The sequence below is a fragment of the Simkania sp. genome (genome assembly GCF_965215465.1).
In the GTDB taxonomy this organism is placed as follows: Bacteria; Chlamydiota; Chlamydiia; order Chlamydiales; family Simkaniaceae; genus Simkania.
The window spans coordinates 444,337-470,154 of the sequence record NZ_OZ244056.1 but is presented as its reverse complement, the minus strand read 5'-3'; the positions used below and the strand labels follow the sequence as shown (position 1 = coordinate 470,154).

Genomic DNA, 25,818 nt, shown 5'->3' with positions numbered 1-25,818 from the left:
ACTAGGAATAAGTCGGGGATCAAATCCTGCAAATCGGGGTTTAAAAAGTATCCCAAATCTTATATAGAGTGAAAATATGAAGAAACTCGTGTTACTTTTTCCCATTTTTGCCACATCTGCTTTCGCGCAGCCTTACCAAATCGTGATCTTTCGTCACGCAGAAAAAGTACCTGCTGTGGGATTTGTCAGAAACATGGACGCCCTCCTCAATGCTCAAGGACAACAGCGCGCTGCATACCTTGTGAACTTTTTACTGCAAAATCAAATCATCGACCAAAAAGCGCACCCCATTGGAGGAATCTATGTTCCTCGTTCCTACGTCAAAGACCCCCGTGGAACTTATAATTACGTTCGCTGTACACAAACGATCATTCCCCTCTTTCATGAAGCCAGTGCCTGCCTTAAAGAAACACAGCACAAGAACGTAGCGATACACAACCAATTCTCATACGCTGAAGCCAATCAAGTCATCCCCCATCTCATGAAGCAACCTTTCAATGGGCAAACAGTCGTGATTTGTTGGGAACATACCGAAATGCCCAAGCTTCTGGTTGAGCAATTTGAAAATCTCAAAAACTCTTTTCCTGATATAGGAGAAGACGAATACGATAAGGTCTGGGTTATCCGCTTCGACGGAAACGAACCCACCGCTTTAACTTTTACACAGGTGAAATCAGATGGTTTCAACAATCCTTAAGACCCTCCTCTTCGCCCTGTTCTTCGCCTCTTACCAGGTCGAAGCCACGCCTCATCGTATCATCGTGATCACTCCTGGAGAAACCTCTTCAACGAATAGCTTAACAAGTGAAGGTCAAAAAAGGGCGGCGGGACTTGTCGGATTTTTCCTTGGCATTCCTCCAAAAACACCTCCTCTTTTTGCTGACATAGTCGGCAAAAGTGAAACGCCATCCCACCCGATCTCCTATGTGGGTTCTCCCTCCACTCTTTCGTGCATTCAAACGATTTCGCCTCTTGCTAATGTCATATTTTACAAAAAAGCCCCCATCTCGGTCTTCACCAATATTCCAGAAAGTGTCGAACAATTCCTTCCAAATAAACTGGGACCACTAAAAGAGACTCTCTATGAAACGGAGGAACACCACGGAAAAACGGCCATCATCTGCACCAAAAACCAGGACGTTCCGACGCTTCTGATCAATTTAGAACCAAGAATGCGACATAATTCTAACTTTCAAAAAACTTTTTCATCAGAAGCAACTTCAAATCAGGCGTTTGTGATCACCTATAAAAAAGACAAGCCGCGCTTCCAAGTGATGCAAATCAAATTGTAAGTCGGCGCCTCATACCCCATTATTTATAATTTTTTCATTAAATTCCTTAAGTTGACACCATTAGAATACAACCGCCTAGATTCCCAAGATAGCTTTTCAATTTTAGGGCTTGAGAAATTTCAAGAAAACCTGTAGTGTATGGGGCACACTTGAAGAATTATAGGAAGATCTTGACATGCATCAAGCATTGAAGCTTTTACTCGATATCCAAGAATTAGATATTAAAATGATCCGGCTCATGCGCGTTAAAAAGCAACGCCAAGGAGAGCTTAAACAGATTGAAGATCTGCGAGTTGAACTCGAAGAGCAACTCAAACTGAAGCAAGAAGAAATTGCCGATCTCGATAAGCAGATCAATGCTTTAGAAGAGAAGATTCAAGAACTCTCAGAAAAGTATAAAAAGCTTGAAACACAACAATCTTCCATCAAGAAAGTTGAAGAATTCAATGCTCTAACACAAGAAATGACAGCTGTTGAGCGAGAAAAAGGCGCTTTGGAAACCCAAACTTCCAACATTCTCGATAAAAAAGTCGCTGAAGAAGAAATCTACGACAAAATCAAGAGCAGTCTTGAGGCTTCTGCAGTTAACAGTCAAGAACTCGAAAACGAAATCAAGCTTGGCATTGATAAGATCAACGAAGAAGGACAACAACTTAAAGAGCAGCGGCAAGAAGCTGCTAAGAATGCCGATCCAGAAGTGCTAAAAATCTACGAGCGGCTTCTTCGCAACAAAAAAGACCGTGTGATCGTTCCAATAGAAAACCGCACTTGCAGTGGCTGCCACATCGCACTCACTCTTCAGCATGAAAACCTCGTGCGTAAGGGTGAAGCTCTCGTATTTTGCGAGCATTGCTCTCGCATTCACTACTGGCAAGAAAGCGAATCGATTGAAGGCACCACAGTTGCCACACGTCGTCGCCGTCGCCGCACAGTTAAAACTTAAGTCCATTTAGCAAAAATAAATGGTCTAAATCAGTCTGTTTCGGAAAAGGACGCAATCGCTGCCATTTATTGGGAGAGGAAAGTCTGGACTTCGCAGAAAAAGGTGCCAGTGAAAGACTGGGGGCCGTAAGGCTACGGAAAGTGTAACAGAAAACAGACCGCTAATTCTACCTAGGTAAGGATTAGACAGGATGAAAATGTCGAGCTTGTGGCTCGACCTCTTTGTGGAAACACAAAGACGCTACAAACCCCACCTGAAGCAAGAAAGAGTTCGTTTCAGTTTTTCGCTCAGGAACTCTTAGAGTCGCTTGAGGATTTTGGTGACAAAGTCCCTAGATGAATGATTGCCTCGCACAGAATCCGGCTTACCCCTTTTCCGACAGCTTTCTTTTCGAAGAAGGATGCGCTTTTTCATACACTTCCCGCTTCAGCCGACTTGAAACCCGTGTATAGATTGTCGTTGTGGCAAGTGAGCTATGCCCCAAGAGCACTTGAATTGTCTTGAGATCCATACCCCGCTCAAGCCAATGCGTGGCTATCGTGTGACGAATGGTATGAGGTGTCACTGTTGCCGCAAGCCCGCTCATAAGAAGGTACCGCTTAAACATCCGATCAATCGAACGGGTTGTCAGGCGCCTCCCCCATTTATTCAAAAAGATGGCTTCATGATCTTTTTCCGCATGAGGTTTCCCTTCCTCAAACCGCTTGGGGTGGCTTAAGTATTCTCGGATCCACTTTGCAGCGTTTTTTGTCATCGGAATCACCCGTTCCTTTTTTCCCTTCCCCATGATCCGCATTGAGCGGTTTTTCAAATCGACATCCATCCGGTTTAAAAAAGCCAGTTCACTGATCCGCAAGCCCGAGCTATAAAAAAGCTCCATCATGCACCGGTCCCGAAACCCTAAATATGTTGCAATATCTGGCTGAGCAAAGAGCCGCTTAACCTCTTCAAATGACAAGGCTTTCGGAACAGGTTTGTCTAGTTTAGGACTTGAAATCTCCTCAAGAGGATTATGCTCGATGACTTTTTCACGCAGCAAGTATTTAAAAAAAGAACGGAGCGCAGACAAGTGACGAAAAGCCGTCCGCTTTGACACTCCCTTGTAATTGAGATGAGTCAGATAGCCCCGAATTTCTCGCTTTTCGACTTTCGTTACATCTGTCTCTTTTTCAAGAAAACTTTGAAATGCCTTGAGGTCTAACCGGTAATTACGCAGCGTATGCTGAGAGGCATTTTTCACAACTTGCAGATGCCTCAGAAACCGATCAATCTCTTGAGAAAGCGTCATTGATTTTTACTCCTTAGTTCTCTATTATAAGATATTATGATTGTACTCGATAAAATTTCAAAAAAGATCGGCACACGCGTCTTATTTGACGATGTTTGCGCAGCCTTCAACCCTGGCCACCGTTATGGTCTAACCGGCCCCAATGGGGCGGGAAAATCGACTCTTCTCAAAATCATGATGAAGGTCGAAGAACCCACTTCTGGAAACGTTTCTCTTCCGAAAAAAGTAGGCTTCTTACGCCAAAATATCGAAGAATTCAAAGACAACAAGGTCTTAGATGTTGTCATCATTGGAAACGAACGTCTCTGGAATGCCATGGTCGAGCGGGACATGCTCTACGAAAAAGAAATGACCGACGAAATCGGCATGCGCCTTGGAGAACTCGAAGAAATCGTTGCCGACGAAGATGGTTACAGCGCCGACTCGAATGCTGAAATGCTTCTTTCTGGAATGGGTATTCCTGTAGAAATGCATGAAAAAATGATGCACGAAATTCCGACCGATCTCCAGTTCCGCGTCCTTCTATGCCAAGCCCTCTTTGGAGAACCCGAAGCCCTCCTCCTCGACGAGCCGACTAACCACATGGACCTTGAGTCGATCGGATGGCTTGAAAGCTTCCTCTTAAACTACAATGGAACGCTGATCGTTGTCAGTCACGACCGCCACTTCCTCAATGCTGTGACAACAGACATCGCCGACATCGACTACGACACGATCATCACCTATCCTGGTAACTACGACGACATGCTGGTTGCCAAAACATCGGTCCGTGATCGCGCTGAACAAGAAAATAAATCAAAAGAAAAAAAGATCTCTCAACTCAAAGAGTTCGTCTCTAAATTCGGAGCAGGAACCCGCGCCTCTCAAGTCCGTTCACGCGTCAAAGAAATCAACCGACTTCAACCGCAAGAACTGAAAAAGTCAAACATTCAACGCCCCTACATCCGCTTCACTCCACCTGAAAAACCTTCTGGAAAAATCGCCTTAAAAGTCGAAGGCATTTGCAAAGCCTACGATGACAATGAAGTCATCAACGACTTTTCTATCGAAATCATGCGCGGCGACAAAGTTGCTGTCATCGGAAATAACGGGATGGGAAAAACAACTCTGCTGAAAATGTTGGCAGGAGTTCTTGACCCCGATGCAGGAAAAGTTGAACGAGGCCACCAAGCTGAACTTGGCTATTTCCCTCAAAACCACTCGGAAGCAATTGACAAATCAGAAAAAATCTCATCGTTCGATTGGCTGAAAAAGCACAAGGCCAAAGCCTACGATCAAGACATTCGCGGCGCCCTGGGAAAAATGCTCTTTGGTGGTGATGACGCCTTCAAAGAAATTTCTAAACTCTCCGGAGGAGAAACTGCGCGCCTCATTTTCTCGGCCCTCATGCTGAACGATTACAACACTTTGATTCTCGACGAGCCCAACAACCACCTTGACCTCGAATCGGTGTCAGCTCTTGGATGGGGACTCGATGAATTCAAAGGCACAGTCGTCATGGCTTCTCATGACCGCGACCTCATTAATGAAGTGGCTAACAAAATCATTGCCATCGAAAAGAGCGGTATTGTTGTCTTTGAAGGCTCACTTGATGAGTACTTAGCAGCCCGTGTTTAGTCAACGGAAGTTTCTTTCTCTCCCTCATCGACAACAGCATAAAAAAGCTGCACAACTTCTCCGTTCCTACCATGAAAAAGGCGATCCCACCTACCTTACCCAATACAGAGAACTTGAGTCTTGCCTCAAGCTCACTCCTCTCGATATTTCTTTTTCCTCAATCGCCGACCGTTACCACTTCCATCTCAAAGAAGCATCTGTTTCACTGAAAGAACATAACTTCCTCATTCGCCGCTTTGACACCCTCTCAGATATCGATTACCTCCCCCTAGCCATTTACCTTGAAAATCTCCGTTCTGGCCACAACGTTGGCAGCATCCTGCGCACTGTCGAAGCTTTTCGCCTTGGCACCGTTCATTTCTCTCCGACCACACCTGGAATTGAAAATAAAAAGGTGGCTGATGCTGCAATGGGTGTTGCATCCTTCGTACCTCACAAAGCAAACTCGACCTTGCAAGACCTTCCCCGCCCACTCATCGCTCTTGAAACAGTTGAAAATGCCCCTTCTTACTTTGACTTTGAATTCCCCGAGACGTTTTCCCTTCTTGTGGGAAACGAAGAATACGGCCTGAATCCCGAAACGGTCAAACAGGCCGATATCATACTTCAGATCCCCCTTCTTGGAAGCAAAAACTCCCTCAATGTTAGCGTGCGTTTGCGATTCTGGCAGCTGAGATTCGCAAGCAATGGGCTCTTCCACACCATTCATCATCTGGTGGCAAAGCTCCTCAATAGCCTTAATAGAAAACATTTCATGCACCAGCTCATCGAGTTGATCCATCAACGCATCTTCCAGTTCTTCAAACGCCATTTCAGCTTTCGATTCTCCATCATATTCATCTTCATCATCGACAGGAAGAAAGCGGCTAAGCGCTTCTAGTCTTGACGCAGCATCACCTAAAAATTCAGGAAGCTCATCAGTGAAAAAATGATCTTTAGACTCCAAGCAAAGAGCTTTCGTCTTTTCCATGATTTCTGCTTCAACGGCTGCTAAGCCTTTTTCATACGTCTCTTCGCTGATTCTTTCCTCTTCATAGGCATCGATAATCATTAGGTCCTTAACTAGCCCTGTAAAAATGAGGTTCTGTAGAGAGTGAAAATCTTCACGGGTTGACTCATCGTCATAATTGCTATCAGGATAAATTCCCGCTCCAACAAAAGAGAGCACCTTAATCTTTGTATCCCGATCTTCAAGCATGTCGCGAAGACATTCCATATCTTTTTCCCAACTCAAACTAATGGGTTCTCCTGGGAAAAGGGTAATAAGTTGCGACGCTCTTGCATCCATACCTGCTAACAAGTCTGCAAACCGATTGAAAAACTCATACATGTAGTCAGCAAAGACTTCATTTCCTAGAGCCGCTGAAAAATCAGAAACCTCAAAAGAACCATAAACACATGTAGACTCAGCCTCTTCTGCCCTCAAAGAAAAAGGAAGTAAAGCAGTGAGTGACACAGCTAGAGTCAGTAATAAGCGTTTCATTGAAACCTCCTAAGTTATAAAAAAAAATAAACATCTTAAGGTCTCAAGATGTTTATTCGCAACATAAGAGCTACCAAGCTCTATTGAGTTGAAGTGGAGCTTTGTCCATAAGAAGATGCCGACAATTTCAAATACTCAACTTCTTCTAGTGTGTCTGTTCTATCCAAAATAGCGTTTCGATGAGGAAATCTTCCAAATTTCTGCACGATTTCATAATGATGCTTTGCGTAGCTTTCAACATGCAAAAAGTAGTCTCGATTACGTTCATCCGCCTCTTCTGTCAGCTGCTGAAAAATTTGCAGTGAAAGCTCTTGGTAATCTCGGTTCTCCGAATGCATGAGAGGGAGGTAAAAAAACTGGCGCTCTATAGGAAAAAGCTCTCGATCAAATCCTGCTTCAATCCCTTTAAGTGTCAACTCTTCTGCAAGGCGATGGAACTGAAAAGCCTGAGGGGTTCCACGAAAGATATTCCTTGGGAATTGATCGAATAAGATGATTAATGCGAGCATCCCCTTAGGAGATTTTTCCAACTCTTCATAGACTCCAGAAGACGCTAAAAGAAGATCATTTCCAAACGCCTCGTCAATCGTTTGATCAAACGCTTCATTTCCATTGAACCAGCGTTTTGCTTTTTCGGCATCCCATTCATAAGAATTTTCAAGTTGACCAAACCAAAACGACAAAATTTCATCTTGTCTAGAGATTATTTCTGAATCTAACTGCGAATAAACTGATTCATCTGCTCGCAGACTGCAAGGAAAAAAAGCAGCCAGTGATAAACCTAAGGTCAGTAATAAGCGTCTCATTGAAAACTCCAAAGTAAAAAATAAACATCTTAAAGTCTCAAGATGCTTATTCGCAACCTAGATGCAGAAGCAAACCTTATTTTCCCCTTGTTTTCAATCGCTTTAATCCGTTGATCCTTTGATTTCTACACCCGGGTTCAACAAATCTTCTATTTTCTTACATTTTGCGAGCTGCATAGCTGAGTCTCCTCTATTATTTTTGTAGTCTGGATCGGCTCCATGACCCATCAAAAATTTTATAAACATTTTAGCGTCATTTTTCTTCTTGGGATCTGATTGATCTTCGTAGTAGATCTTAACAGCACGTATAAGGGGCGTGTTATGTTGAGTGCATCAGACTTGACATATCATTTTAAACTGAAGGCATTTTTCCTCCTAGTTTTTGCCCTTTCAATTCCTTTGACTCCTCGGAGTTTGATCACAAAACAAAGTTGCCTGCGAAAAACCGCAGGCAACAGTTCCCAACAAAACCCTCAATGTGGGCGAGTCTTCGCAAACCCTCCAGTTTTCTTTTTGGATTGCGAAATACCACAGGCAGAGCTGCACTTGAGAGACAAACTCACCCACAATTGAGGCATACAAAGGAAAGTTATGATAAATAAAAAATTCGAATCGTAAGAAAAGACTCCTTTTTTCCTCCTCCAGTAAAAAGCATAAGTAAGTATAAGAAACTTATAGATTAAAAGGAAGGATAGGAAAAAAATTCCCCTTCACGTATTGATTTCAAAAGAAGAATGGATAAAAATTGAAGCGGATTGACCAAGGATTTTAGGTATGAAGAAAGAAACTAAGACAATTTGTCTGAATTTCAAACAAGAACTTGATAAGTTTACTGACTCTGTTTATTCGCTGTCGGAAAATGGATCTTTATCCAGCCAAGAAGAATTTGTTCTCAATATGGCTGACACCATTCACAAACTTTATGACTCTTCGGTCCAAGTGATTGATTGCCCAGAAGAAGATGTCAAAGAAGTCGGAGAGCTGGTTAAAAATATCTTTTTACAGCCTCTCTCTAACAAAACAAAAAAGCCTCTCACAATCTTGAACGCGTTGGAAACCTTTTCTGAGCAACAAGTGAGAGACTCTGATTTATCGGCTATTCTACATGAGTATGTGTCTTATCCCGAATCAACCCAAAGTTTCATTCGGGAGCTTGAGCTGTTGTCCGATGATTTAAACTCTGCTTTGAAAGAAGTGATCTAGATAGATCACCTTCTATAAAGGTAAAGATTTTTTAAAGAAAAAATCTTTCATTAAATTAAGAAGAGAATTAAAATCTTGTTTAATTTATCCAACAAAGATCTTGTTAAAAAGAAGAACTCTTCTTTGAATATTTTCTTTATCTTGGAGTCAAAAAAACTACAAGACGTGGAGGGAAAAACATGTCTTCTTCAAGTATTGGCGGCTCTAGTTTACCTGCCTCAACTCAAACGCGCGAGATGTCTCGTTTAGACAGAAAATTTGATGGATTCGCTGCTGATGTTACAACTCGTGAAGAGGTGATCTATCAGCTCGTCCTACATTTACTTGAGCAAAATAAGCCTAAATGGAATTCCAATTCTCTTGAGTTCTATGGATCAATCGCTCAAGACATTGTTGGGCTCAGTAATAGATTATCCTCTCTGATCATTTTTGGCTCAACCTCACCAGCCCCAGCTCAGACGCACGAGAGGTTTTCTTCGGTCCAGCAATTTGATAATCTCGAAGTCCATGACAAGGTAATCTATCAGTTCGTAGAGCATTTACTTAAGCAAAATAAGCCTCAATGGAATCCCAAATCTCTTGAGTTCTTGAAATCAATCGCCCCTGTCATTGCAGGGTTGAATGAAAGACTTTCCCTTCTAATAAGCGAAATACCAATCCAATCTCCTGACCCCTCTCCTTTGAAAGGCAAAGAACCCGAGACGCCAATAACTCATGACGACTCGACAAATGTTCCACTTCCGATTGGAATGTCAAGAGCATACAGTGTTGGTGTTATAGATCCGGACAGCGCTTAAGCCAACCCAAGCTTTGGTAAGCAATTTTCAAGTCTTCAAGATGACTACGATTGTCAAAATAAGGGCAGACAGAATCTTGGGCTTGCCCCTATTAATTTTGAACATAACCTTGCTCAAAAACGATAGAACGTTATTTAGGGAATAGGAAGCGTTTGAAGTCGTCGGCGACATCGACGTTTGGGAAAATTGTTTTCGCTTCTTCGACAAAAGGAGCTAAGTCGCGGTAGCGCGCTGAAAAATGGGTCAAAATGAGTTGCTTGGCTCCTGCTTCTTTGGCAATTTCTGCTGCTTGCTTAGCTGTCATGTGCTCGTGGCTAAACGCTAAATCTCGGTGTTCTTCTAAGTACGTACTTTCACAGAGAAAGAGTTTGGCTCCTTGGGCCAGCTTCACAGCATTTGCGCAGGGTTTGGTATCAATGACAGTTGTAAAGACATCCCCTTGCCTCACCCAACTGACATCTTCGAGCCGAACGGTCTTTCCATCAATTGTCACTTCCCCTTTTGCTTCAAGCTCTTTCACAATGGGGCCACGGATCCCCAGCTGTTTCAGCTTCTCTTTTTCAAACTTGATTGAATCCGCTTCTTTAATGCGGTAGCCGACGTTATCGACTCCATGATCCAAGAAGGCGGCTTCAATGGTAAAATCTTCATCTTCATGCACGATTCCATCTTCCTTGATCGGGTGTTCGATGACGCGGATATGATCGTGGTAGATGGTGCCATAACGAAGACGGTCAAAGTAGACTTTTCCACTTGCGGGATAGTAACAATGAATCGGGTGCTCAACTTTATCGAGGTTTAAGCGCATGAGCATCGAGCCTAACCCTAAGCAGTGATCTCCATGAAAGTGGCTCACAAAGATTCGATTGACGCAAGTGGGGGAGATATCGGCAAAGATGAACTGCCGTTGGGTCCCTTCACCTGGATCGAATAAAAACCCTTGTTGATTCCAGCGGAGAAGATAAGCGCCATGGTTGCGCAAACGGGTAGGCTGCTGTGAAGAACAACCTAAAATGGTGAGGTCGCGAACGCTCATAGTTTACCTCGAGCAAGAAAGGGAATGCGACCAAGCAGCGCTCCGACAATCGCTCCAGTAATGTGGGCTGTATTGGCAATATTCATGGGAAACTCGACGGCTCCTGTTCGCATTAAGATAAATGAAATCACTTGCAAAGCAAGCATACCAAAAATGAAGACCATCAGGAAGATTAAAGTTCCTCGATTGAGAGGATAGCCTTCCCAGGGAGCCAGACGCTGCCTCATCCAAATGAATCCAGCCAGACCGGTGATGATTCCGGAATAACCAATGAAAAGTGGTCCACTCATGAGATATTGAGCTGTATTCGAAATGATGCCAATGATGAGGGTGATCAAGAGATACTGCCAAAGTTTTATCCGCTCTTCAATTTGTCGCCCAAGGAGCCAAAGCCACAGCATGTTGAATAAGATGTGTAAAAACCCGCCGTGCAAGAGACAGGGAGTGACGAGACGCCATACCTCACCTTGACGCAATTTGATGAACATGGGAGCACCGAGGTCTTTGCTTGCTTTAGGCCACTCTAAAATGATGTTGTAAAATCCTGCCCATGTTGGAGTGTCTTCAATCTTTTTGTATTCAGGATCGGTTTTTTCTAAGTTCTCAAGGCCCTTAGGATTTTCGAGCGGATGCTCTGCAAAATATTTCACGAGCATGGGAAATGTTGCTGGGACATCGTAACAGAGATTGATGAAAAGAGGAGTGAGGTTAAAAAAGCGAGCTCCTGATTTTTCTTTGGCGAGGCCTGCGAGTTGATATCCGTTCCAAAAGTAAAGAAGAACACAGAGGAGAATAATCAGTCGTGTCATGGGAGCGCGAGCGGGGCGAGGCCGCTGAAAACGACGAACGGCCATAGGCGCTGGTTTGATCTCGGGATCTTTTGCGATGCCTTCGCGATCGATGGGGTGCACTTCTACATCAAAACGAGGATCTTCCGGATCTTTTTTGAACTCATCGAGCCAATGCCGCGCCTGATCAACTTCATCTTCATGTTCGATCCAGATATTGAAGGTGTCTTCTGCTTCAGCGGGTTCAAATGAACTTCCTATCCCTTCTTTTTGTAAAAAGGCATGAAAAGTGAACGCCTCTTTTTCACCTTTAATCCGACCTAAAAGACGCATGAAACACCTCCTTTAGGAAAGGGATTGAATTTTTTTGATGATCTGCGAGGTTGAAAGACCTGGAACAAGAGAGACAATATGGATTTTGCCACCATATTTACGAACAGTATCGGCTTCGATGCAGTCTTTTCCATACTCAGACCCGTTGATGTGAACATCAGGCTGGATCACACTGAGGAGTTTGCAAGGATCGGTTTCATCAAACCAAGTGACATAATCGACAGCCTCAAGTGCCGCGACCATTTCAAGACGGTGCTCTAGAGCAATCAACGGGCGATCAGGACTTTTGTAATCCTGAATGGAACGATCAGTATTAAGGGCCATGATCAGGCAATCAGCTTGCTTTTTGGCCTCATGAATGATTTTCAAATGTCCGGCGTGCAGCAAGTCAAACGACCCATTGAGAGTCGCGATGGTGCGACCGCTTTTCCGAATGGCTGCGACTGTTTCAGTGAGCTTTTCGGGGGGGACCTGCTTTGAATTCATCATTTTCTCCTAGGGAACGCTAGACGATATACCTCATCATACGTGTCGACAAAGTGGACTTTCAACCCTTTTTTCAGGTATGTGGGCAATTCATCGTAATCACGCCGGTTTTCCTTAGGGAAGATCAGGGTTTTGAGCTTGGAGCGCTTGGCGGCAATGAGCTTTTCTTTTAGCCCTCCAATAGGCAGAACCTTCCCTGTTAGGGTCAGCTCTCCAGTCATTCCTAAGTCCTTAGCCACAGGAGTTTTCATCAGAAGTGACAAGAGCGCTGTCACCATCGTGATCCCTGCTGAAGGCCCGTCTTTTGGGGTCGCTCCCTCAGGAATGTGGACATGCACCTCTTTTCCTTCAAAGAAAGATGTTTTAGGAGAATAACGCTTGGCTTCGCTGGCAGCATAGCTCCAGGCAATTTGAGCCGACTCTTTCATCACGTCACCGGCTTGCCCTGTCAACTTCATTTGAGCTTTATCGGCGGGATTTTCAACAGCTTCAATGTACAGAGTAGCACCGCCCATGGCTGTCCATGCTAAGCCTGTGCAGACTCCAATCGGAGTCTTTTCGAAGAAGCGATCCGAAGTAAAAATCGGTTTTCCAAGATACTTTTCGAGATTTTTTTCAGTAATCGAGACGCTTTTAACTTTTTTCCGGCCTTTTTTCTGCTCACCCTTCACAATTTCAACGGCAACTTTTCGGATGATCTTTTTCAAATTATTCTCGAGATTCCGCACCCCAGATTCCCGGGCATATCCTTCGATAATTTGTTGAATGGCAGCCGCATTGAATTTGATTTGACTTGCTTTGAGTCCGTGTGACTTACGGTTTTTCGGAATGAGGTACTTCTTCGCGATTTGAACCTTTTCTTCTTTGATGTAGCCTGACAGGCGCAAGATATCCATACGGTCACGCAAGGGGCCAGGAATGGTATCGAGAACGTTGGCTGTCACGATGAAGAGGACGTTCGACAAGTCACAGTGGACGTCAAGGTAGTGATCGAGAAAGTCTTTGTTCTGCTCAGGATCAAGAACCTCAAGAAGCGCTGAAGCAGGATCCCCTTGATAACTACTCCCCATCTTATCGACTTCGTCAATCATGATGACAGGGTTCATCGTTTGAGCAAACTTGAGAGCTTGGATCATTTTTCCAGGCATCGCCCCAACATAGGTACGACGGTGCCCTTTGATCTCTGCCTCATCTCGCATTCCCCCCACTGAAAACCGGAAAAATTTACGGTTTAAAGCGCGAGCAATACTTTTTCCGATACTCGTTTTCCCCACTCCAGGAGGACCCACGAAACAGATGATGCTTCCTTTTAGTCCCTTTGTCAGCTTTCCCACACCAATGAACTCTAAGATGCGCTCTTTGATGTCTTTCAAGCCATAATGGTCTTCATCTAAAACTGTTTCAGCTTTATCGAGATCGTGATTCTCATCACTAAACGCTCCCCATGGCACAACAGTGAGCCAGTCGAGGTAGTTCCTTGAAACAGAGTACTCTGCCGATTGGACCTCGAGAACATTGAGCTTTTCTAGCTCTTCATCGATAATCTTTTGAACATCTTCAGGAACAACTTTATCTTTAAGGCGCTCTTTAAACTTTTCGGTGTCAGAAGTCTTATCATCTTTTTCTAACCCAAGCTCTTTCTTGATCGTCTTCAGTTGCTCACGCAGGAAAAACTCTCGCTGCGTCTTCGAAATGGTCGCTTCGATCTTCTGATTGATACTGCTTTGGAGTTTACTGAGATCGAGTTCTTTTTTCAGGAGGACAAGCGTCTTATCGATACGGCTTTGGACATCAAAGGCTTCCAAAATCTCTTGCAGCTCTTGCCGTCCAGCAGTTGTCAGAGCCACGGCAAAATCGGCAAGTTTTCCAGGCTCGGTGAAGTCCGAATGCCCTAAAAAGATTTGCAATTCCTCTTTAAAAAGAGGGTTGAGTTTCAACAGCTCTTTGATTGTGGTGATGATGCTAATTGAGTAAGCTTTAATGATCTTCGATTGCTGCTGAGTGATTTCATCTTGATGATAAGAAACTTTTGCTCGCAAATACTTCGATTTCCCAACCGGCTTGTCGAGTTTGATCCTCTGCTCCATGTTCAGAACAACTTGCGCTCCCCCTTGCTCTAAGGGAACAATCCGCAAAATGTTTGCCATGACCCCAACTTGGTTGAGGTCCTCATAGGAGAGGTCGTAAATATTAGCGTCTTCCTCTTTGGTCAGAAACAACCCAAGCATTTTATGTGACGATTTAGCAACAATCTTCAGCACCTCATAAAAAGGCCCTGGTTCAATGACAAGTGGCGCAGCCATCCCCGGGAAAAAAGGGCGGCGGGTCAATGGGAGAATAAAGAGCTCTTCAGGAAGCTCTGGTGCAGCTTCTGCTTTCTTTTTATCTCCAACGAGTTTTTCTAAATCTGAGTCGAGGAGCGAATCAGATAAATTAATTGATGGATCAGTCGGCTGATCGTCTAACAAAAAATCGTCTTCTGGAAAGTCATCATCATGTGTAGCCAAAGGAAGACCCCTTCAGTTTAAATGTTTTAAGAGGTTACCGTCAAAAGCCTATTAGTGTAGCAACATGATCTATAATAGGCAAACCTCTATCTAACTTTTTATTATGATGGTCAGAAAATAATTACAACTGAGATTTATTCCCTCTTATGCTATCTTGTTCAATATGAAATTTCTAGTGATTGAAACAAGTGGCGATAAAAATTTCGTCCTCCTTTTTAACGGAAACGAGCTGACGCAAAGTTCTCTTCCCATGCGCGAGCAACGTGATCATCTTTTACCTGCCATCGACCGTTTACTTGAAAATGCCCAGCTCAAGCTAAGCGACTTAGATTTCATAGCCGTCGGCAATGGCCCTGGGTCCTTTACTGGAACGCGGATTGGAGTACTCACAGCAAAGACCTTAAGCTTTGCCAACAAACTCCCCCTCATCCCCTTTTGTAGCTTTTTAGCTTATACACCAGCCGAAGAGACTCCTTTTGTTCTTCTCGTCGATGCAAAATCTCATGGGTACTATCTATATGATGGAGAAAATGTCCAATTGCAAAAGAAGGACTCGATTGAAACCCCAGCTGGTGTCCCACTCTACTCCCCTCATCCAGATTTGCTAAACATTGAGACCAAAAAGGCCAACCTCAACTTCCCTTTTCTTCTAAATCACTTAAAGCAAGTCTTCGCTAATGGTAAGACCTCTTCCCATGATGAGGTCAAGGTTTCTTACCTTGTGTATACTCAAGAAAACTCAAATTGTTGAATTTTCTTGAGTATATGAATAATAGATTGAATAATATGCCTTCTATCCTTTAAAATAGGATGACGTCAAATCTTTGAACGTACAAGATTTGTAAATGGCAAAAAACTTTTAGGATGTGATCTTATATGCCAAACGTTAAGGTTCGTACAGGTGAGTCGATTGATAAAGCCCTTCGAGTACTCAAGAAAAAACTTGATAAAGAAGGAATCATGAAAGCAGCGAAAGCTCACCGTTTCTACGACAAACCTTCTGTAAAAAAACGTGCCAAATCTAAGGCGGCTCTCAAATACCGCCTGAAAAAAGGCCGTTAAAAACTCAATTTTTTAGCAGTTAAAATCCTTAACTGCTAAAAAATTTGATCGAAACTACTCCATTTGCTACGATAACCATGAATATAACAGGTCAACAACACTAAAATATGACGGATTATTACCAAGTTCTTGGCGTCCCTCGTGAAGCCACTGCTGACGAAATCAAAAAAGCTTACCGCAAACTCGCGGTGAAATACCACCCAGACAAAAATCCTGGAGACTCCTCTGCAGAAAAGAAATTCAAAGAAGTTTCTGAAGCCTATGAAGTTCTCAGTGATGACAACAAGCGGCGGATGTATGATCAGTATGGATCAGACGCCTTAAGCGGCGCTGCTGGTATGGGTGGAGGCAGCGCTGGTTTTGCTTCGATGGAAGAAGCTTTGCGCACGTTTATGGGCGCTTTTGGTGGAGGCGGCGGCGGAGACTCGGTCTTTGATTCGTTTTTTGGTCAAGAATTTGGCGGTGGCCCTGAAATGGCACGCCAAGGCGTCAGCAAAAAAGCTCAGCTTACCGTCTCTTTTGAAGAAGCTGCAAGTGGCATCGAAAAAGAGATTGCCGTCACAAAGCACGTCCAATGTGGCCAGTGTAATGGCTCAGGTGCACGCACCCCGCAAGATATTAAGACTTGCTCTAGCTGCCATGGAAGCGGTTACATGCATCAAACACGTGGCTTTTTTAGCATGTCTAGTACCTGCCCTCACTGCCATGGCTCGGGAAAAATGATTTCCGTTCCTTGCAGCGATTGCCAAGGCATTGGAAAAGTGAAAAAGAAAGATCGAATTAAAGTGCCCATCCCAGCGGGGATCGACGACGGCATGCGCCTCAAAATGACAGGTCATGGCGACGCTGGTGAAGCTGGCGGCCCTCCTGGAGACCTCTACGTTTACATCCGCGTAAAACCCCACGATCTTTTCACACGTGATGGAGATGACCTTCTCCTCTCGCTTCCTGTCACCATTACTGAAGCGACCCTAGGATGCAAAAAAGAAATCCCTCGCATTCTTTCCAAAAAGCCTGTGCGCTTGACCATTCCAGAAGGAACACAGAGCGGAAAAGTTTTGCGCGTAAAAAATGAAGGCCTTTCCAATGTCCATGGACGCGGAAAAGGAGACCTTCTTATCCATATTCAGGTAGAAACACCTATCAACCTCACAAGCAAGCAAAAAAAACTGCTTGAAGAGTTTCAAAGCACAGAAAACCCCGACAACTCGCCTAAACGAAAATCGTTTTTAGACAAGCTGAAGGTTTTTTTTAGAAACATTACGCAGTGTAGCGCAACGCCTTGTTAAATCAAAATAATCCACCTTAAAGCTGGTTTAAACGCCTTCTCTGTGATCTCTGTGGCAAAACAGAATCACAACTCTCACCTTTTACTCGAAGCTTTTGCTTATTTTTTACCACAGAGTAGACGGAGATCGCAGAGAGGGATTTATTGTTACGGTAGTTTATTTCTTTGAGGTAAAAAGGGGCTTAAAGTTGCCAAATAAAAAGGCCGTTATGTCTTCACACAACGGCCGGGGACCAGACATTTCAGTCTGGAAAAAGAAGGGGGAAGTTTGTTTGTGAAGAAACGAAAACCGTTTTTTCTCTTCACTTACCTATTCGTGTAACATGCCCTCATCTTTTTGTCTACGCATTTTTTTATCGAAACTTGAAAAGAAGGGATTTTCTCTCTATAGTAGTCAGAAAAACTTAGCTAAAAAAAAAATGCCAACGCTTAACAACGAAAACTGCAACATTTATTACGAGGTGAAAGGGCAAGGAGCACCCCTCGTTCTCATTAATGGTTTCACAAACCACCTTGGAATGTGGGATAGCTTTGCTGCCTGTTTTCAACATCAATTCCAAGTTCTCCAATTTGACCCGCGAGGAGCTGGACGTTCTGAAACTCCGGCAACTTCTTTTACCATTGATCACATCGCTGACGACGTCATCGCCCTTCTCGATACACTCTCATTTAAACAGGCAGACATGATTGGTTTTTCCATGGGATCAATCATCATTCAATCAATTGCCCTTCGTTACCCCGACCGCTTAGGCAAAGCTGTGATGATTTCCCCTTTTACTCGCTTTCCTACGAGCGCCTACTTACAATCGCTTAATAGCGCCCATTTACGCGATTACGGGCTAAGTCCCCGACTACTCATTGAAAAAGTTCTTCCGTGGATCTATTCCAGTTCATTTTTAAAAGATCCAGTCCGTGTTAAACAAACAATTGAAGAGCTTGAAAACACTCCCTACCCGCAATCAAACGAAGGATACGATAAACAACTTGAAGCACTCTTCTCTTTTGACCAAACAGACAAGTTGCATGAAATTGCTCATCCTACACTTTTAATTGCGGGAGAAGAAGATCTTTACACTCCCCTTTACACTGCTCAAAAGCTCAAGGAGCTTTTGCAAAACGCCACACTTGAAATTCTTTCCCAAGTTGGGCATATGGGGCATATAGAACGAAAACATGAAGTATTAAACCTGATCACAACATGGCTTTTGCAAAAGTAAACAACATCAACATGTACTATGAAGTCCAAGGTGAAGGCGAACCAATCGTTTTCCTTTCAGGCTTTTCAACCAATCGTGAAACGTGGCGTAACTATTCAGAGCGCCTTTCCTCCAGTTACCAAACACTCATCTTAGATAATCGCGGCGCAGGTGAGTCTGACGCCCCTCCCCCTCCTTACACAATTGAAATGATGGCAGAAGACACCGCAGCACTCATGGACCATTTGGGTATCAAAGATGCCACGATGATTGGCTCTTCAATGGGAACGGCGATCATCCAAACACTAGCTTTGCGCCATCCAAGCAAAGTAAAACGTGGGATTTTGATTTCACCTTTTGCCAAATTGCCTCTCACTGCTGTCATGAAATCAGAAACGGTTGGGAAACTCTTAGAAGCAGGCGTCCCGCTCAATCTTGTGATCGAAAGTGTTATTCCTTGGCTTTACAGCAATGCCTTTCTCAATGATGGAGATAGAGCCAAGAACAAAAGCCAAGAAATGCTTGAGAATCCCTACCCTCAAAAGCCCGAAGGCTACCTTGGGCAACTCACAGCTCTCAAGTCATTCGATTTACGCGAGCATGTTGGAGACATCCAAGCCGAGATGCTACTCATTGCCGGTAGCGAGGATCTCTCAACTCCCCTTTATTGTTCTCAATACTTACTTGATAACCTTCCCACCAGCACGCTCAAAGTCTTTGAGCAGGTTGGTCACATGGCTCATGTGGAACAACGGGACCAGGTCTTCGAAGTGATTCAAAACTTTTTAGATAATTAAATTTTTAATTATTGATTTAATTTTTTAGTTTTTTATCCCTAAATTGCGTTATAATAATTACATCATTTTTAAATGAGAGACAAAATTATGATGGCTGCTAGAGCCTCCAGCGATTCAATGCAAGCTGGAGAACAAAATTCCTTTGAACTTCCTATTATTCCGTATGAGGACTTTCAGAAAACATTAGGCCAAAAAATCGCTCAAGGTGACTTTGGCCAGATTCATGAAGTTCTTGGCACAGACGGAAAGAGAGTCTACAAAATCATTGATTCAAAGGATTTCAAAAATGGGGATGAAATTCGCATTTCAGAAATCGCAGGTCGCCTTCAAGTGGCTCCTCAATTCCGCCAAGCCTTTTCTATTCCGTTTCAAAGGAAGCTATTTGTTGTCATTGAAATGGACCATGGTGGCAAAACTTTAGGAAAGCACATGGAAGAGGTAGCAGCTAAAAATGCAGGACCCGAGCCCGAACCGGAACCTGATGAAGCGCCTGATTCTTTTGCTCATCTACCCCCTGCAGTTATAGCTATGCTGAAGGAAATACAAGCGAATGACCCGTATAAGGTAACTGTCATTAAACAGCTTCCCAGAGCATCTTTTGAGGACACTGTGACCGATATCTATGCAGGAAAACCCGAAACGTTTTATTTCCAACTTTTCTCACGTATCAAGACCCTTGCAGAAGCAAAAATATCTTATGGAGACACTCATGTGGGGAATATTCTTCCCAATCCAGAGGAAGTAGATGGCCTCAAGCTGATTGATTTTGATGGAGCCGCTCTCGAAGACTCAGTAGAAGAAGCCAAAGCAAAGAGCTTGAGTAGTGCGTATACAGTGACGCATTTTGACAAATTCCAGGCACTTGCAGATTTATCTGAAGAAAGTCGAGCTCTAATCGATTGGTTCGTGAAATAATTAAAGAGAGGGACATTCCCTCTCTTATCGATTCACGAAAGTTTTTCGTCTGCAAAAACTCTCATAGCTGCTGCCATGTACTGCGGAAGCTCAAGATGAAAATGCTCGAGCTGCTTGCGAAACTCTTCTTTTTCAACATAGAGTTTGGCTAAAGCTAGATAGACAGCCTGACTGCAGTGATGAAACTGCTCAGCAAAGTGGTAATGCTGATCAATTGCCTTTTGCACTTCATCTGAATCAGGCGTGAGATCTTCTTTTAAGCACCTTGCTACAGCCTGATAGATCTCAGTGTAGGTTTGCTCAAGCTTTTCATAAAACGCTTGATCCTGCGCCTCGTTTTTCTTCACGCTTTGCATGACGATTTTTTCAGCTTCATTTTCGCACTCTTCGGGATCGATACAAACACCCAAATAATACGATTCAGGCCCCTTTCCTTTGGACCACTCGCGAAACCCGCGATACATTTCATCTTCTTTTATCATGATTTGACCTCTAAGATGTAAAACTGTTTTTTCGATTGTCTTGAGCAATTCTTGCGTCCGCTCAAGGCGTTTCCGAAGAGCTGCACTGTGAGAGGAAAGGGCTTTGAGTTTATCAAAGTCATTTCCAAAAGTGGCTTTTCGGATTTCATCCAAAGGAATGCCGAGTTCACGATAAAAAAGGATTTGCTGCAGCAAGAGCAACTGCTCTTGTTCGTAGTAGCGGTAACCATTCTCGCCGTAATAAGCGGGTTTTAGTAAACCAATCTCATCGTACCATCGAAGAGCACGCTCGGTGACTCCAGAAAGCTCTGCTAACTTTTTGACCTTATAACTCACAAACGTCTCCTTTGTTTGAATGGCAATGAGAATAAAGTTTCACGTAACGGAAAGGTCAACACCAACTAGATAGTGTCGTCACAAGAGCGTCGATTAAGGATTGGCTCTCTTGTGACGACACTATCTAAAAATTTTAAAGGTATTTCATAAATTATAGCGTGTTGATATAATAAATAAAAAGGGGAGTATTTATTCATATAATTTAATAAATTTTTGGAGATAATTATGACCCAAGCTGTCAATCCTTCAATTGAATCTTATAAAGATTCGTGGGCAAATTTTGATCAAAATACCATCGATGCGATGCTGGACTCGATGCATGTGAATGTAATCAACATCTCATTTGCGACATTTTCCCCTTTTGGAGATCACACCTTCAAGATTAATGGGGTAGAAGCAAGTCCTGAGCAGTTAAAATATTTTATCGAAAAAGCTCACGAAAAGGGAATTCAAGTGAAGATTGCCGTGGGCGGTGCCACATATGGCCTGTCTGGAATGCTCAAAACGCCAGAGGATGCTCAAGGGATGGCCTCGGCGATTTCAGATTTTATCAAGCAATACGATCTGGATGGAGTCGATCTCGATATCGAGGACTATCCAGCTGCAGATCTGCAAATCGACCTGATTAAAGACCTTAGAGCTCAGCTAGGCCCAGATAAGCTGATTTCTTATACAGCTAAGGCACCCGCCTCCACAACCCAGCCGTATGCGGATGTGATCAAAGGGGCTTATAATGAACTTGATGGGATCAACATCATGGCCTATGACTACGGCCCAGGCTATGACTACAAGCAAGATGTCCAAACCATGCTCGATTGGGGTGTTCCTCCTCAGATCATCAAGGTTGGCTTGATGCCTGGCTCCGACGATATGGGCAGGTATACATCGAAAGAAGACATCGAAGCTGCTGCAGAGTACGCTAAAAATCAAGGGCTTGGAGGTATTATGACCTGGGATCTCGATCGAGATTACACCAATGAGGACGGTCTTGGCCAAAATGTGGCCACAGATACGATCTGGGATACCTTCCATTCTAGCCAAATGGCTTAAAATTACGGGCCTCTAGAATTCTTTAGAGGCCTAATTATCAATTATTTATATTTTAATTTAAAGAAAATGTTTTAAATTTATTAACTGTTTGTTAATATTATATTAGAAATAGGGAGGAATCCGTAGGATCAAGATCCTACTTAGAGACCGTCAAAACGATCTCAAAATAAAGGGAAAATCAAATCATTTTCCGCCAAGGAGCGCTCACTGCTCCAAATTACCCACTTTGTGATGAAGAAAGTTTTTTTATAAGTAGTGATACTGTGGTGCTTGCTTCATAGTTTGAAGAAGGTCGCACACGATCATTACTTACCCCTGGCAGTTGATCGTTCCCAGCCCCTCTTCTATGGTCAGCTGCCTTTTTTTATGCCATTTTTTCATCAGCATTTAAACCATACGATAAGGGCTCTCCCATCTTGAGAACGTGAATACGGTCTTCTAGATCACCCACTTTTACTCCCAAACTCTGTCAAGCCCTACAATCCACAAACAAAAGGAAAAGAAGAGCGTTTTGGAAAGTATCTCAAGCATAATTTCCACAGAATCTTGATGGTTATGCTTTTTTGGTATAGAATTGCTTCTTTTTTTGCTTTGAGGATATATGAATCTTTCCATAAAGAATATTCTGCCGCTATGGATTCTTTGTTTTGCCTTCTCTTTTCTTTACGGAGCTGAAACTGCAGAAGAGAATCCTTACCCCATCAACTATACATTTTATGAGCAAGAAGACTGCATAAAAGTAAAGATAACCCTTCCGGAAGACATAAAAGCTAAGAGCACGTTGTATAAAATAAATACCCCCGATCCAGAGGTTGTGGCTATTCAAATTAAGAACAATCAAATGAACTCTTTAGAGGATGTTTATCACCTAGTTGATATTGAGATGCATGCCTTCCCATCGCCAGAAGAAGGTGGAGCCACATTTCAAATAACAGAAAAAATAGTAAAAAAGCCAACCAACAGAAAAATACTTAAGGACGAGATTATTGCTACTTCAACATACTTTGTTAAAACAGATAAGCAGGTGGATCTTAGACATGATGTTCTTCCAAGGCTGACTGGTAGCCGGAACTCTCACCAAATTAAATATGTAAGATTCTTTATTATTCCTTAGGCGGGGTAGAAGCAAGTCCTAAGCAATTAAAATATTCCATCGAAAAGGCTCAAGAAATGGGAAAATCAAATCACTTTCCGCCAAGGAGCGCTCACTGCTCCAAATTACCTTCTTTGATGAAGACAGTTTTTTATAAGTTGTGATGCTGTGGTACTTGCTTGACATATTGAAGAAGTAGCACATGATCATTACTTACCCCTGGCAGTGGATCGTTCCCAGCCTCCTCTTTTAGATCAGCTACTTTTTTATGCCATTTTTTCATCAGCATTTTGAACATACGAGAAAGGTTCACCCATCTTGAGAACATGAATACGATCTTCTAAATCACCTGCTTTTTCTAACAGAGCTTTTATCGGGACTTCAATTTGCTCTTTTCCTGTCCGATAAGCTCCCCAATGAATGGGGATCATCATCTTCGCATCAAGTTCTCGCATGGCTTCTAATGCTTGCTCTTCATCAATGTGAACTGTGAGTTCGTTTTGAGGAGAGATGGGAAGGAAAGCAATATCAATGGGACCAAATTGACTGCGGATTTGCTCAAAGAGTTTTTGAGAGTTGAGATCTTTGTCGACAAGTTCATGCCCCATCGCAGTATCGCCTGAAAAGTAAAGAGTCATCTCTCCGATTTCTATGACATAACCGCACCAAAGCATTTTGTTCATATCTAAAAGTCCTGTTTGAGATCCGTGCTGTGCAGGAACTGCTGTGATACGAATCTCTTGCCCCGCTCTGCTGACTTTCACCAACTGCCACCAGTTGCATGTTTCGACTCGCTCAAAGCCGCTTCCTTGTAACCACTCTTCAGACCCCTCACCTGCAAACACAGTTGGTGCATAAGGAACAAACGCTTCGAGTTGATTGGCATGGTCAGCATGGTTATGAGAAAGAAAGAGGGCATCAATTAACGGCAGCTCTTTGCGCGTAATGCCAGGCTCAACATGCCGGATAAAACAAGGAGCAACAAATCCAAATGAGGGGTCAAATAAGAGGTTCATCCCAGCGACTTGGATGAGAACACATGCATGTCCAATCCATGTGATGAGAGGTTCATTTGTGAAATTACGCGGAGTAACAGGAGCAGATGTCCGATAAGTTTCACTTAAGTCATCAAGGTGTGTTACAGCATCTGTTGCTCCAACAAATAAGAGACGCAATGTTTCGATAAATTGCGTCCAAATAGGCTCACCAGGATAGTTGTAAAACCGGCCATTTTCTACGTAGGGTTGGATTTGATGAGGGAAGGACTGTATCTCTTCTTTAACAAGTAAAAGAGACGTAAGCTCAGGAAGCTGAGCAGGAGTGTCCCACATTGTGCGTCCTTGCAGCATATTCATTTTTTCTAACACAATTTGAGCCTTTGCCGTGGTACAATCGACTTCTCGGAGCACTTCGACAAATCGCTCTTTTAATGCCTTTTGGTGGGCATCAGTAAAAAATGAAAGGACATAGTTTGCAAAGGTTTGCAAGCAGGAAGCAGGTTTAATTTCCCCTTCTTCTAACGTCAGCCACCAATAGGCATCTAGCGTATCTAGAGCGCATTCAAGCTCTTCGATCATTGATGTCCTGCCATGACGATTTGGTACTGCTTGAGCAAGTCGATAAACTCATCTGGATTTGAGTCTGCAGCTTCTTCGAAAAAGTTTTCCAATCCCGCAGGTGAAACGTGCAGCAAAAACCGACAAGGGTTGTCATAGGGGTTTGCAAAATCATGCACGGTCTTTTTCGGAATGTAGACGAGCTCTCCTGGGCCAAGTTCCTTTTCTTCATCAGCGACTTTGACTTTTAATTTCCCTGAGAGAATAAAAAACGTTTTCGCACAGTTTTCATTGTAATGGTCTCCAGGGCCAATTGCTCCTGGATAGACGTTGAAATCTAAAAGAGTGAAGAGACCACCCGTGTCGGTTCCGCGAAGCTTAATGCGATAAACCATCGTTCCAATGTCGTATTCTTTTCCTTCCTTAGATTTAAGGAGTACAGGTTCCATTGTTAACCTCTTCTTTGTGAATGAGCCCCTGCTTAATGAGGAATTGTTCCGCATTGAGGTGGGCAATTTTTTTTATTTGGTTATGAGATAGCTCTTTTTCCAAAAAATGAAAAAATTCTGGATAACAGGCTGAGCTATCGAATTGTAAATAATAGGGCGCAAAATCTTGAAGAGTCGGAGTTTCAATCCCTCCAAATAGGTCTCCTCCTAAAGCTAAAACATCGGGGCCAAGGAGTTCGATTCCATGTTGAATATGTTTCAAAAAGTCTTCATTTTGCTCTCCAATAAAAACTCGGATGAAATTGATGCCTATCACGCCTCCCAAATTCGCAATTTCTTTTGCAATGACATCAGGAAGATTTCTAGGACAATTTAAGATGGAGCGAAAATTGGAATGACTGGCAATCGGTTGAAGCTTGAGTCCTTTTTTATGAATGTAATTGAGAATGTCATCGGCTAAGGGATCTGATGTATGGCTTAAATCAACTGCAATTCCCTCTTCTGCTAAAATTTCAAGAACGATTTCCCCTTCACGTTTTAAGCCTACTTGCGTGAGGTTCCCTCCACCAAATCGGTTTTCCTCATTCCAAGTCAAACTGACGTACAGCAAGGGGTCGTCTAAAGCCTTTAATCGCTCAATTAAATGCTCAAAAGGCTCCCCTTCTTCCAGTAGACAAGAAAGATTTTCGATTGCCAAAGCAAAGTGGACCTGCTTTTTTTCGGGGTCGTAATCGGTAATAGAAGTCACGCGCTCTTTAAAGTCCCGTAACATCTTATGGTAAGCATGAAGTTCTTCGAGGTAGCGCTGGTAGGATCCCTTGGCAGTTTCAGACCATAGCGCTAAGGTTTGAAGGCGTACTTTCCCTTTCTCAAGAAGGGGAATCGAACAGTTGGATATGGGATCCAACGGAGAGTTTTTTTCCGGATCTACTCGCAAATAAGCAAGTAAGTCGCAGTGCAAATCAATTACCGGAACAGACATCTGCCACCTATATATGCGTGCCCTAATAGTATA

At 43.3% G+C, this 25,818-nt stretch carries 24 protein-coding genes, 1 other RNA gene and 1 pseudogene; 16 read left to right on the top strand and 10 right to left on the bottom strand.

The window, feature by feature from the left end; translation table 11 throughout:
* Positions 1-76: 76 nt before the first annotated feature.
* The 4 genes from ACOOFG_RS02210 (at position 77) to rnpB (ending at position 2,618) form a co-directional block, all read left to right on the top strand.
* On the top strand, positions 77-697 hold the full coding sequence (locus tag ACOOFG_RS02210; RefSeq protein ID WP_420422013.1) for a hypothetical protein: 621 nt from the start codon (positions 77-79) through the stop codon (positions 695-697).
* Positions 678-1,292, top strand: coding sequence for a hypothetical protein (locus ACOOFG_RS02205; protein WP_420422012.1), 615 nt, complete (start codon positions 678-680; stop codon positions 1,290-1,292). The genes ACOOFG_RS02210 and ACOOFG_RS02205 overlap by 20 nt, the downstream gene beginning before the upstream one ends.
* Positions 1,293-1,467: 175 nt before the next feature.
* Positions 1,468-2,235: a zinc ribbon domain regulatory protein CdsZ gene (gene cdsZ / locus ACOOFG_RS02200; protein WP_420422011.1), complete on the top strand. Its 768-nt coding sequence runs from the start codon at positions 1,468-1,470 to the stop codon at positions 2,233-2,235.
* A 39-nt stretch (positions 2,236-2,274) separates the two neighbouring features.
* Positions 2,275-2,618: RNase P RNA component class A (rnpB, locus tag ACOOFG_RS02195), an RNA gene on the top strand.
* A 14-nt stretch (positions 2,619-2,632) separates the two neighbouring features.
* Here the strand turns inward: rnpB and xerA are convergent.
* Positions 2,633-3,523, bottom strand: a pseudogene (xerA, locus tag ACOOFG_RS02190) (site-specific tyrosine recombinase/integron integrase); the annotation flags it as partial.
* A 33-nt stretch (positions 3,524-3,556) separates the two neighbouring features.
* Here xerA and ACOOFG_RS02185 point away from each other — a divergent pair.
* Positions 3,557-5,140 (top strand): ABC-F family ATP-binding cassette domain-containing protein, encoded by a 1,584-nt coding sequence (locus ACOOFG_RS02185; RefSeq protein WP_420422698.1) that lies wholly within the window; start codon positions 3,557-3,559, stop codon positions 5,138-5,140.
* Positions 5,133-6,020: a TrmH family RNA methyltransferase gene (locus ACOOFG_RS02180; protein ID WP_420422010.1), complete on the top strand. Its 888-nt coding sequence runs from the start codon at positions 5,133-5,135 to the stop codon at positions 6,018-6,020. The genes ACOOFG_RS02185 and ACOOFG_RS02180 overlap by 8 nt, the downstream gene beginning before the upstream one ends.
* Before the next feature lie 683 nt (positions 6,021-6,703).
* Here the strand turns inward: ACOOFG_RS02180 and ACOOFG_RS02175 are convergent.
* A complete protein-coding gene (locus ACOOFG_RS02175) occupies positions 6,704-7,429 on the bottom strand; it encodes a DUF924 family protein (protein ID WP_420422009.1) in 726 nt (241 codons plus the stop codon).
* A gap of 774 nt (positions 7,430-8,203) precedes the next feature.
* Between ACOOFG_RS02175 and ACOOFG_RS02170 the strand changes: the two genes are divergently transcribed.
* Both ACOOFG_RS02170 and ACOOFG_RS02165 read left to right on the top strand, forming a co-directional pair.
* Positions 8,204-8,632, top strand: coding sequence for a hypothetical protein (locus tag ACOOFG_RS02170; RefSeq protein WP_420422008.1), 429 nt, complete (start codon positions 8,204-8,206; stop codon positions 8,630-8,632).
* Between the two features lie 179 nt (positions 8,633-8,811).
* Positions 8,812-9,429 (top strand): hypothetical protein, encoded by a 618-nt coding sequence (locus ACOOFG_RS02165; RefSeq protein WP_420422007.1) that lies wholly within the window; start codon positions 8,812-8,814, stop codon positions 9,427-9,429.
* Between the two features lie 130 nt (positions 9,430-9,559).
* Here the strand turns inward: ACOOFG_RS02165 and ACOOFG_RS02160 are convergent, their stop codons facing one another.
* From ACOOFG_RS02160 to lon, 4 genes are read right to left on the bottom strand one after another with little or no spacing between them, the layout of a single operon-like run.
* A complete protein-coding gene (locus ACOOFG_RS02160; RefSeq protein WP_420422006.1) occupies positions 9,560-10,465 on the bottom strand; it encodes a ribonuclease Z in 906 nt (301 codons plus the stop codon).
* The gene (locus ACOOFG_RS02155; RefSeq protein WP_420422005.1) at positions 10,462-11,586 is read right to left on the bottom strand and encodes a rhomboid family intramembrane serine protease; all 1,125 of its coding nucleotides are present in this window, start codon (positions 11,584-11,586) and stop codon (positions 10,462-10,464) included. Before ACOOFG_RS02155 ends, ACOOFG_RS02160 begins: the two co-directional genes overlap by 4 nt.
* A 12-nt stretch (positions 11,587-11,598) precedes the next feature.
* Complete coding sequence (locus tag ACOOFG_RS02150) at positions 11,599-12,075, bottom strand: adenylyltransferase/cytidyltransferase family protein (RefSeq protein ID WP_420422004.1); 477 nt, start codon at positions 12,073-12,075, stop codon at positions 11,599-11,601.
* Complete coding sequence (gene lon, locus ACOOFG_RS02145; RefSeq protein WP_420422697.1) at positions 12,072-14,540, bottom strand: endopeptidase La; 2,469 nt, start codon at positions 14,538-14,540, stop codon at positions 12,072-12,074. The genes ACOOFG_RS02150 and lon overlap by 4 nt, the downstream gene beginning before the upstream one ends.
* Positions 14,541-14,742: 202 nt before the next feature.
* On the opposite strand from lon, the gene tsaB reads away from it, so the two are divergent.
* The 6 genes from tsaB to ACOOFG_RS02115 all read left to right on the top strand — a co-directional run bounded on the left by tsaB (position 14,743) and on the right by ACOOFG_RS02115 (position 19,837).
* Positions 14,743-15,330: a tRNA (adenosine(37)-N6)-threonylcarbamoyltransferase complex dimerization subunit type 1 TsaB gene (tsaB, locus tag ACOOFG_RS02140; RefSeq protein ID WP_420422003.1), complete on the top strand. Its 588-nt coding sequence runs from the start codon at positions 14,743-14,745 to the stop codon at positions 15,328-15,330.
* A 125-nt stretch (positions 15,331-15,455) separates the two neighbouring features.
* A complete protein-coding gene (gene rpsU, locus ACOOFG_RS02135) occupies positions 15,456-15,641 on the top strand; it encodes a 30S ribosomal protein S21 (RefSeq protein ID WP_420422002.1) in 186 nt (61 codons plus the stop codon).
* Between the two features lie 107 nt (positions 15,642-15,748).
* Positions 15,749-16,930, top strand: coding sequence for a molecular chaperone DnaJ (dnaJ, locus tag ACOOFG_RS02130; RefSeq protein ID WP_420422001.1), 1,182 nt, complete (start codon positions 15,749-15,751; stop codon positions 16,928-16,930).
* Positions 16,931-17,348: 418 nt separating this feature from the next.
* On the top strand, positions 17,349-18,146 hold the full coding sequence (locus ACOOFG_RS02125; RefSeq protein ID WP_420422000.1) for an alpha/beta fold hydrolase: 798 nt from the start codon (positions 17,349-17,351) through the stop codon (positions 18,144-18,146).
* On the top strand, positions 18,128-18,922 hold the full coding sequence (locus tag ACOOFG_RS02120) for an alpha/beta fold hydrolase (protein ID WP_420421999.1): 795 nt from the start codon (positions 18,128-18,130) through the stop codon (positions 18,920-18,922). Before ACOOFG_RS02125 ends, ACOOFG_RS02120 begins: the two co-directional genes overlap by 19 nt.
* 87 nt (positions 18,923-19,009) lie before the next feature.
* Complete coding sequence (locus ACOOFG_RS02115; RefSeq protein WP_420421998.1) at positions 19,010-19,837, top strand: hypothetical protein; 828 nt, start codon at positions 19,010-19,012, stop codon at positions 19,835-19,837.
* A 32-nt stretch (positions 19,838-19,869) separates the two neighbouring features.
* On the opposite strand, the gene ACOOFG_RS02110 is transcribed toward ACOOFG_RS02115, so the two are convergent.
* Positions 19,870-20,655 carry a MerR family transcriptional regulator gene (locus ACOOFG_RS02110; protein ID WP_420421997.1) on the bottom strand — a complete coding sequence of 262 codons (786 nt, stop codon included), beginning with the start codon at positions 20,653-20,655 and terminating at the stop codon, positions 19,870-19,872.
* Positions 20,656-20,880: 225 nt separating this feature from the next.
* Between ACOOFG_RS02110 and ACOOFG_RS02105 the strand changes: the two genes are divergently transcribed.
* On the top strand, positions 20,881-21,705 hold the full coding sequence (locus ACOOFG_RS02105; RefSeq protein ID WP_420421996.1) for a glycoside hydrolase family 18 protein: 825 nt from the start codon (positions 20,881-20,883) through the stop codon (positions 21,703-21,705).
* A gap of 601 nt (positions 21,706-22,306) precedes the next feature.
* A complete protein-coding gene (locus ACOOFG_RS02100; protein WP_420421995.1) occupies positions 22,307-22,819 on the top strand; it encodes a hypothetical protein in 513 nt (170 codons plus the stop codon).
* Between the two features lie 245 nt (positions 22,820-23,064).
* Here the strand turns inward: ACOOFG_RS02100 and ACOOFG_RS02095 are convergent, their stop codons facing one another.
* From ACOOFG_RS02095 to ACOOFG_RS02085, 3 genes are read right to left on the bottom strand one after another with little or no spacing between them, the layout of a single operon-like run.
* A complete protein-coding gene (locus ACOOFG_RS02095; protein ID WP_420421994.1) occupies positions 23,065-24,375 on the bottom strand; it encodes an MBL fold metallo-hydrolase in 1,311 nt (436 codons plus the stop codon).
* Positions 24,372-24,803, bottom strand: coding sequence for a cupin domain-containing protein (locus ACOOFG_RS02090; RefSeq protein WP_420421993.1), 432 nt, complete (start codon positions 24,801-24,803; stop codon positions 24,372-24,374). The genes ACOOFG_RS02095 and ACOOFG_RS02090 overlap by 4 nt, the downstream gene beginning before the upstream one ends.
* Complete coding sequence (locus ACOOFG_RS02085; RefSeq protein WP_420421992.1) at positions 24,784-25,785, bottom strand: dipeptidase; 1,002 nt, start codon at positions 25,783-25,785, stop codon at positions 24,784-24,786. The genes ACOOFG_RS02090 and ACOOFG_RS02085 overlap by 20 nt, the downstream gene beginning before the upstream one ends.
* Between the last annotated feature and the right edge of the window lie 33 nt (positions 25,786-25,818).

What these genes read in the sequence shown, in the direction of transcription:
- ACOOFG_RS02115 (WP_420421998.1), top strand. Translation starts at nt 19,010, where the DNA reads ATGATGGCTGCTAGAGCCTCCAGCGATTCAATGCAAGCTGGAGAACAA.
- tsaB (WP_420422003.1), top strand. Translation starts at nt 14,743, where the DNA reads ATGAAATTTCTAGTGATTGAAACAAGTGGCGATAAAAATTTCGTCCTC.
- ACOOFG_RS02105 (WP_420421996.1), top strand. Translation starts at nt 20,881, where the DNA reads ATGACCCAAGCTGTCAATCCTTCAATTGAATCTTATAAAGATTCGTGG.
- ACOOFG_RS02150 (WP_420422004.1), bottom strand. Translation starts at nt 12,075, where the DNA reads ATGATGAATTCAAAGCAGGTCCCCCCCGAAAAGCTCACTGAAACAGTC.
- dnaJ (WP_420422001.1), top strand. Translation starts at nt 15,749, where the DNA reads ATGACGGATTATTACCAAGTTCTTGGCGTCCCTCGTGAAGCCACTGCT.
- ACOOFG_RS02095 (WP_420421994.1), bottom strand. Translation starts at nt 24,375, where the DNA reads ATGATCGAAGAGCTTGAATGCGCTCTAGATACGCTAGATGCCTATTGG.
- ACOOFG_RS02170 (WP_420422008.1), top strand. Translation starts at nt 8,204, where the DNA reads ATGAAGAAAGAAACTAAGACAATTTGTCTGAATTTCAAACAAGAACTT.
- ACOOFG_RS02205 (WP_420422012.1), top strand. Translation starts at nt 678, where the DNA reads ATGGTTTCAACAATCCTTAAGACCCTCCTCTTCGCCCTGTTCTTCGCC.
- ACOOFG_RS02160 (WP_420422006.1), bottom strand. Translation starts at nt 10,465, where the DNA reads ATGAGCGTTCGCGACCTCACCATTTTAGGTTGTTCTTCACAGCAGCCT.
- ACOOFG_RS02100 (WP_420421995.1), top strand. Translation starts at nt 22,307, where the DNA reads ATGAATCTTTCCATAAAGAATATTCTGCCGCTATGGATTCTTTGTTTT.
- rpsU (WP_420422002.1), top strand. Translation starts at nt 15,456, where the DNA reads ATGCCAAACGTTAAGGTTCGTACAGGTGAGTCGATTGATAAAGCCCTT.
- ACOOFG_RS02125 (WP_420422000.1), top strand. Translation starts at nt 17,349, where the DNA reads ATGCCAACGCTTAACAACGAAAACTGCAACATTTATTACGAGGTGAAA.
- cdsZ (WP_420422011.1), top strand. Translation starts at nt 1,468, where the DNA reads ATGCATCAAGCATTGAAGCTTTTACTCGATATCCAAGAATTAGATATT.
- ACOOFG_RS02155 (WP_420422005.1), bottom strand. Translation starts at nt 11,586, where the DNA reads ATGCGTCTTTTAGGTCGGATTAAAGGTGAAAAAGAGGCGTTCACTTTT.
- ACOOFG_RS02165 (WP_420422007.1), top strand. Translation starts at nt 8,812, where the DNA reads ATGTCTTCTTCAAGTATTGGCGGCTCTAGTTTACCTGCCTCAACTCAA.
- ACOOFG_RS02210 (WP_420422013.1), top strand. Translation starts at nt 77, where the DNA reads ATGAAGAAACTCGTGTTACTTTTTCCCATTTTTGCCACATCTGCTTTC.
- ACOOFG_RS02085 (WP_420421992.1), bottom strand. Translation starts at nt 25,785, where the DNA reads ATGTCTGTTCCGGTAATTGATTTGCACTGCGACTTACTTGCTTATTTG.
- ACOOFG_RS02090 (WP_420421993.1), bottom strand. Translation starts at nt 24,803, where the DNA reads ATGGAACCTGTACTCCTTAAATCTAAGGAAGGAAAAGAATACGACATT.
- ACOOFG_RS02175 (WP_420422009.1), bottom strand. Translation starts at nt 7,429, where the DNA reads ATGAGACGCTTATTACTGACCTTAGGTTTATCACTGGCTGCTTTTTTT.
- ACOOFG_RS02120 (WP_420421999.1), top strand. Translation starts at nt 18,128, where the DNA reads ATGGCTTTTGCAAAAGTAAACAACATCAACATGTACTATGAAGTCCAA.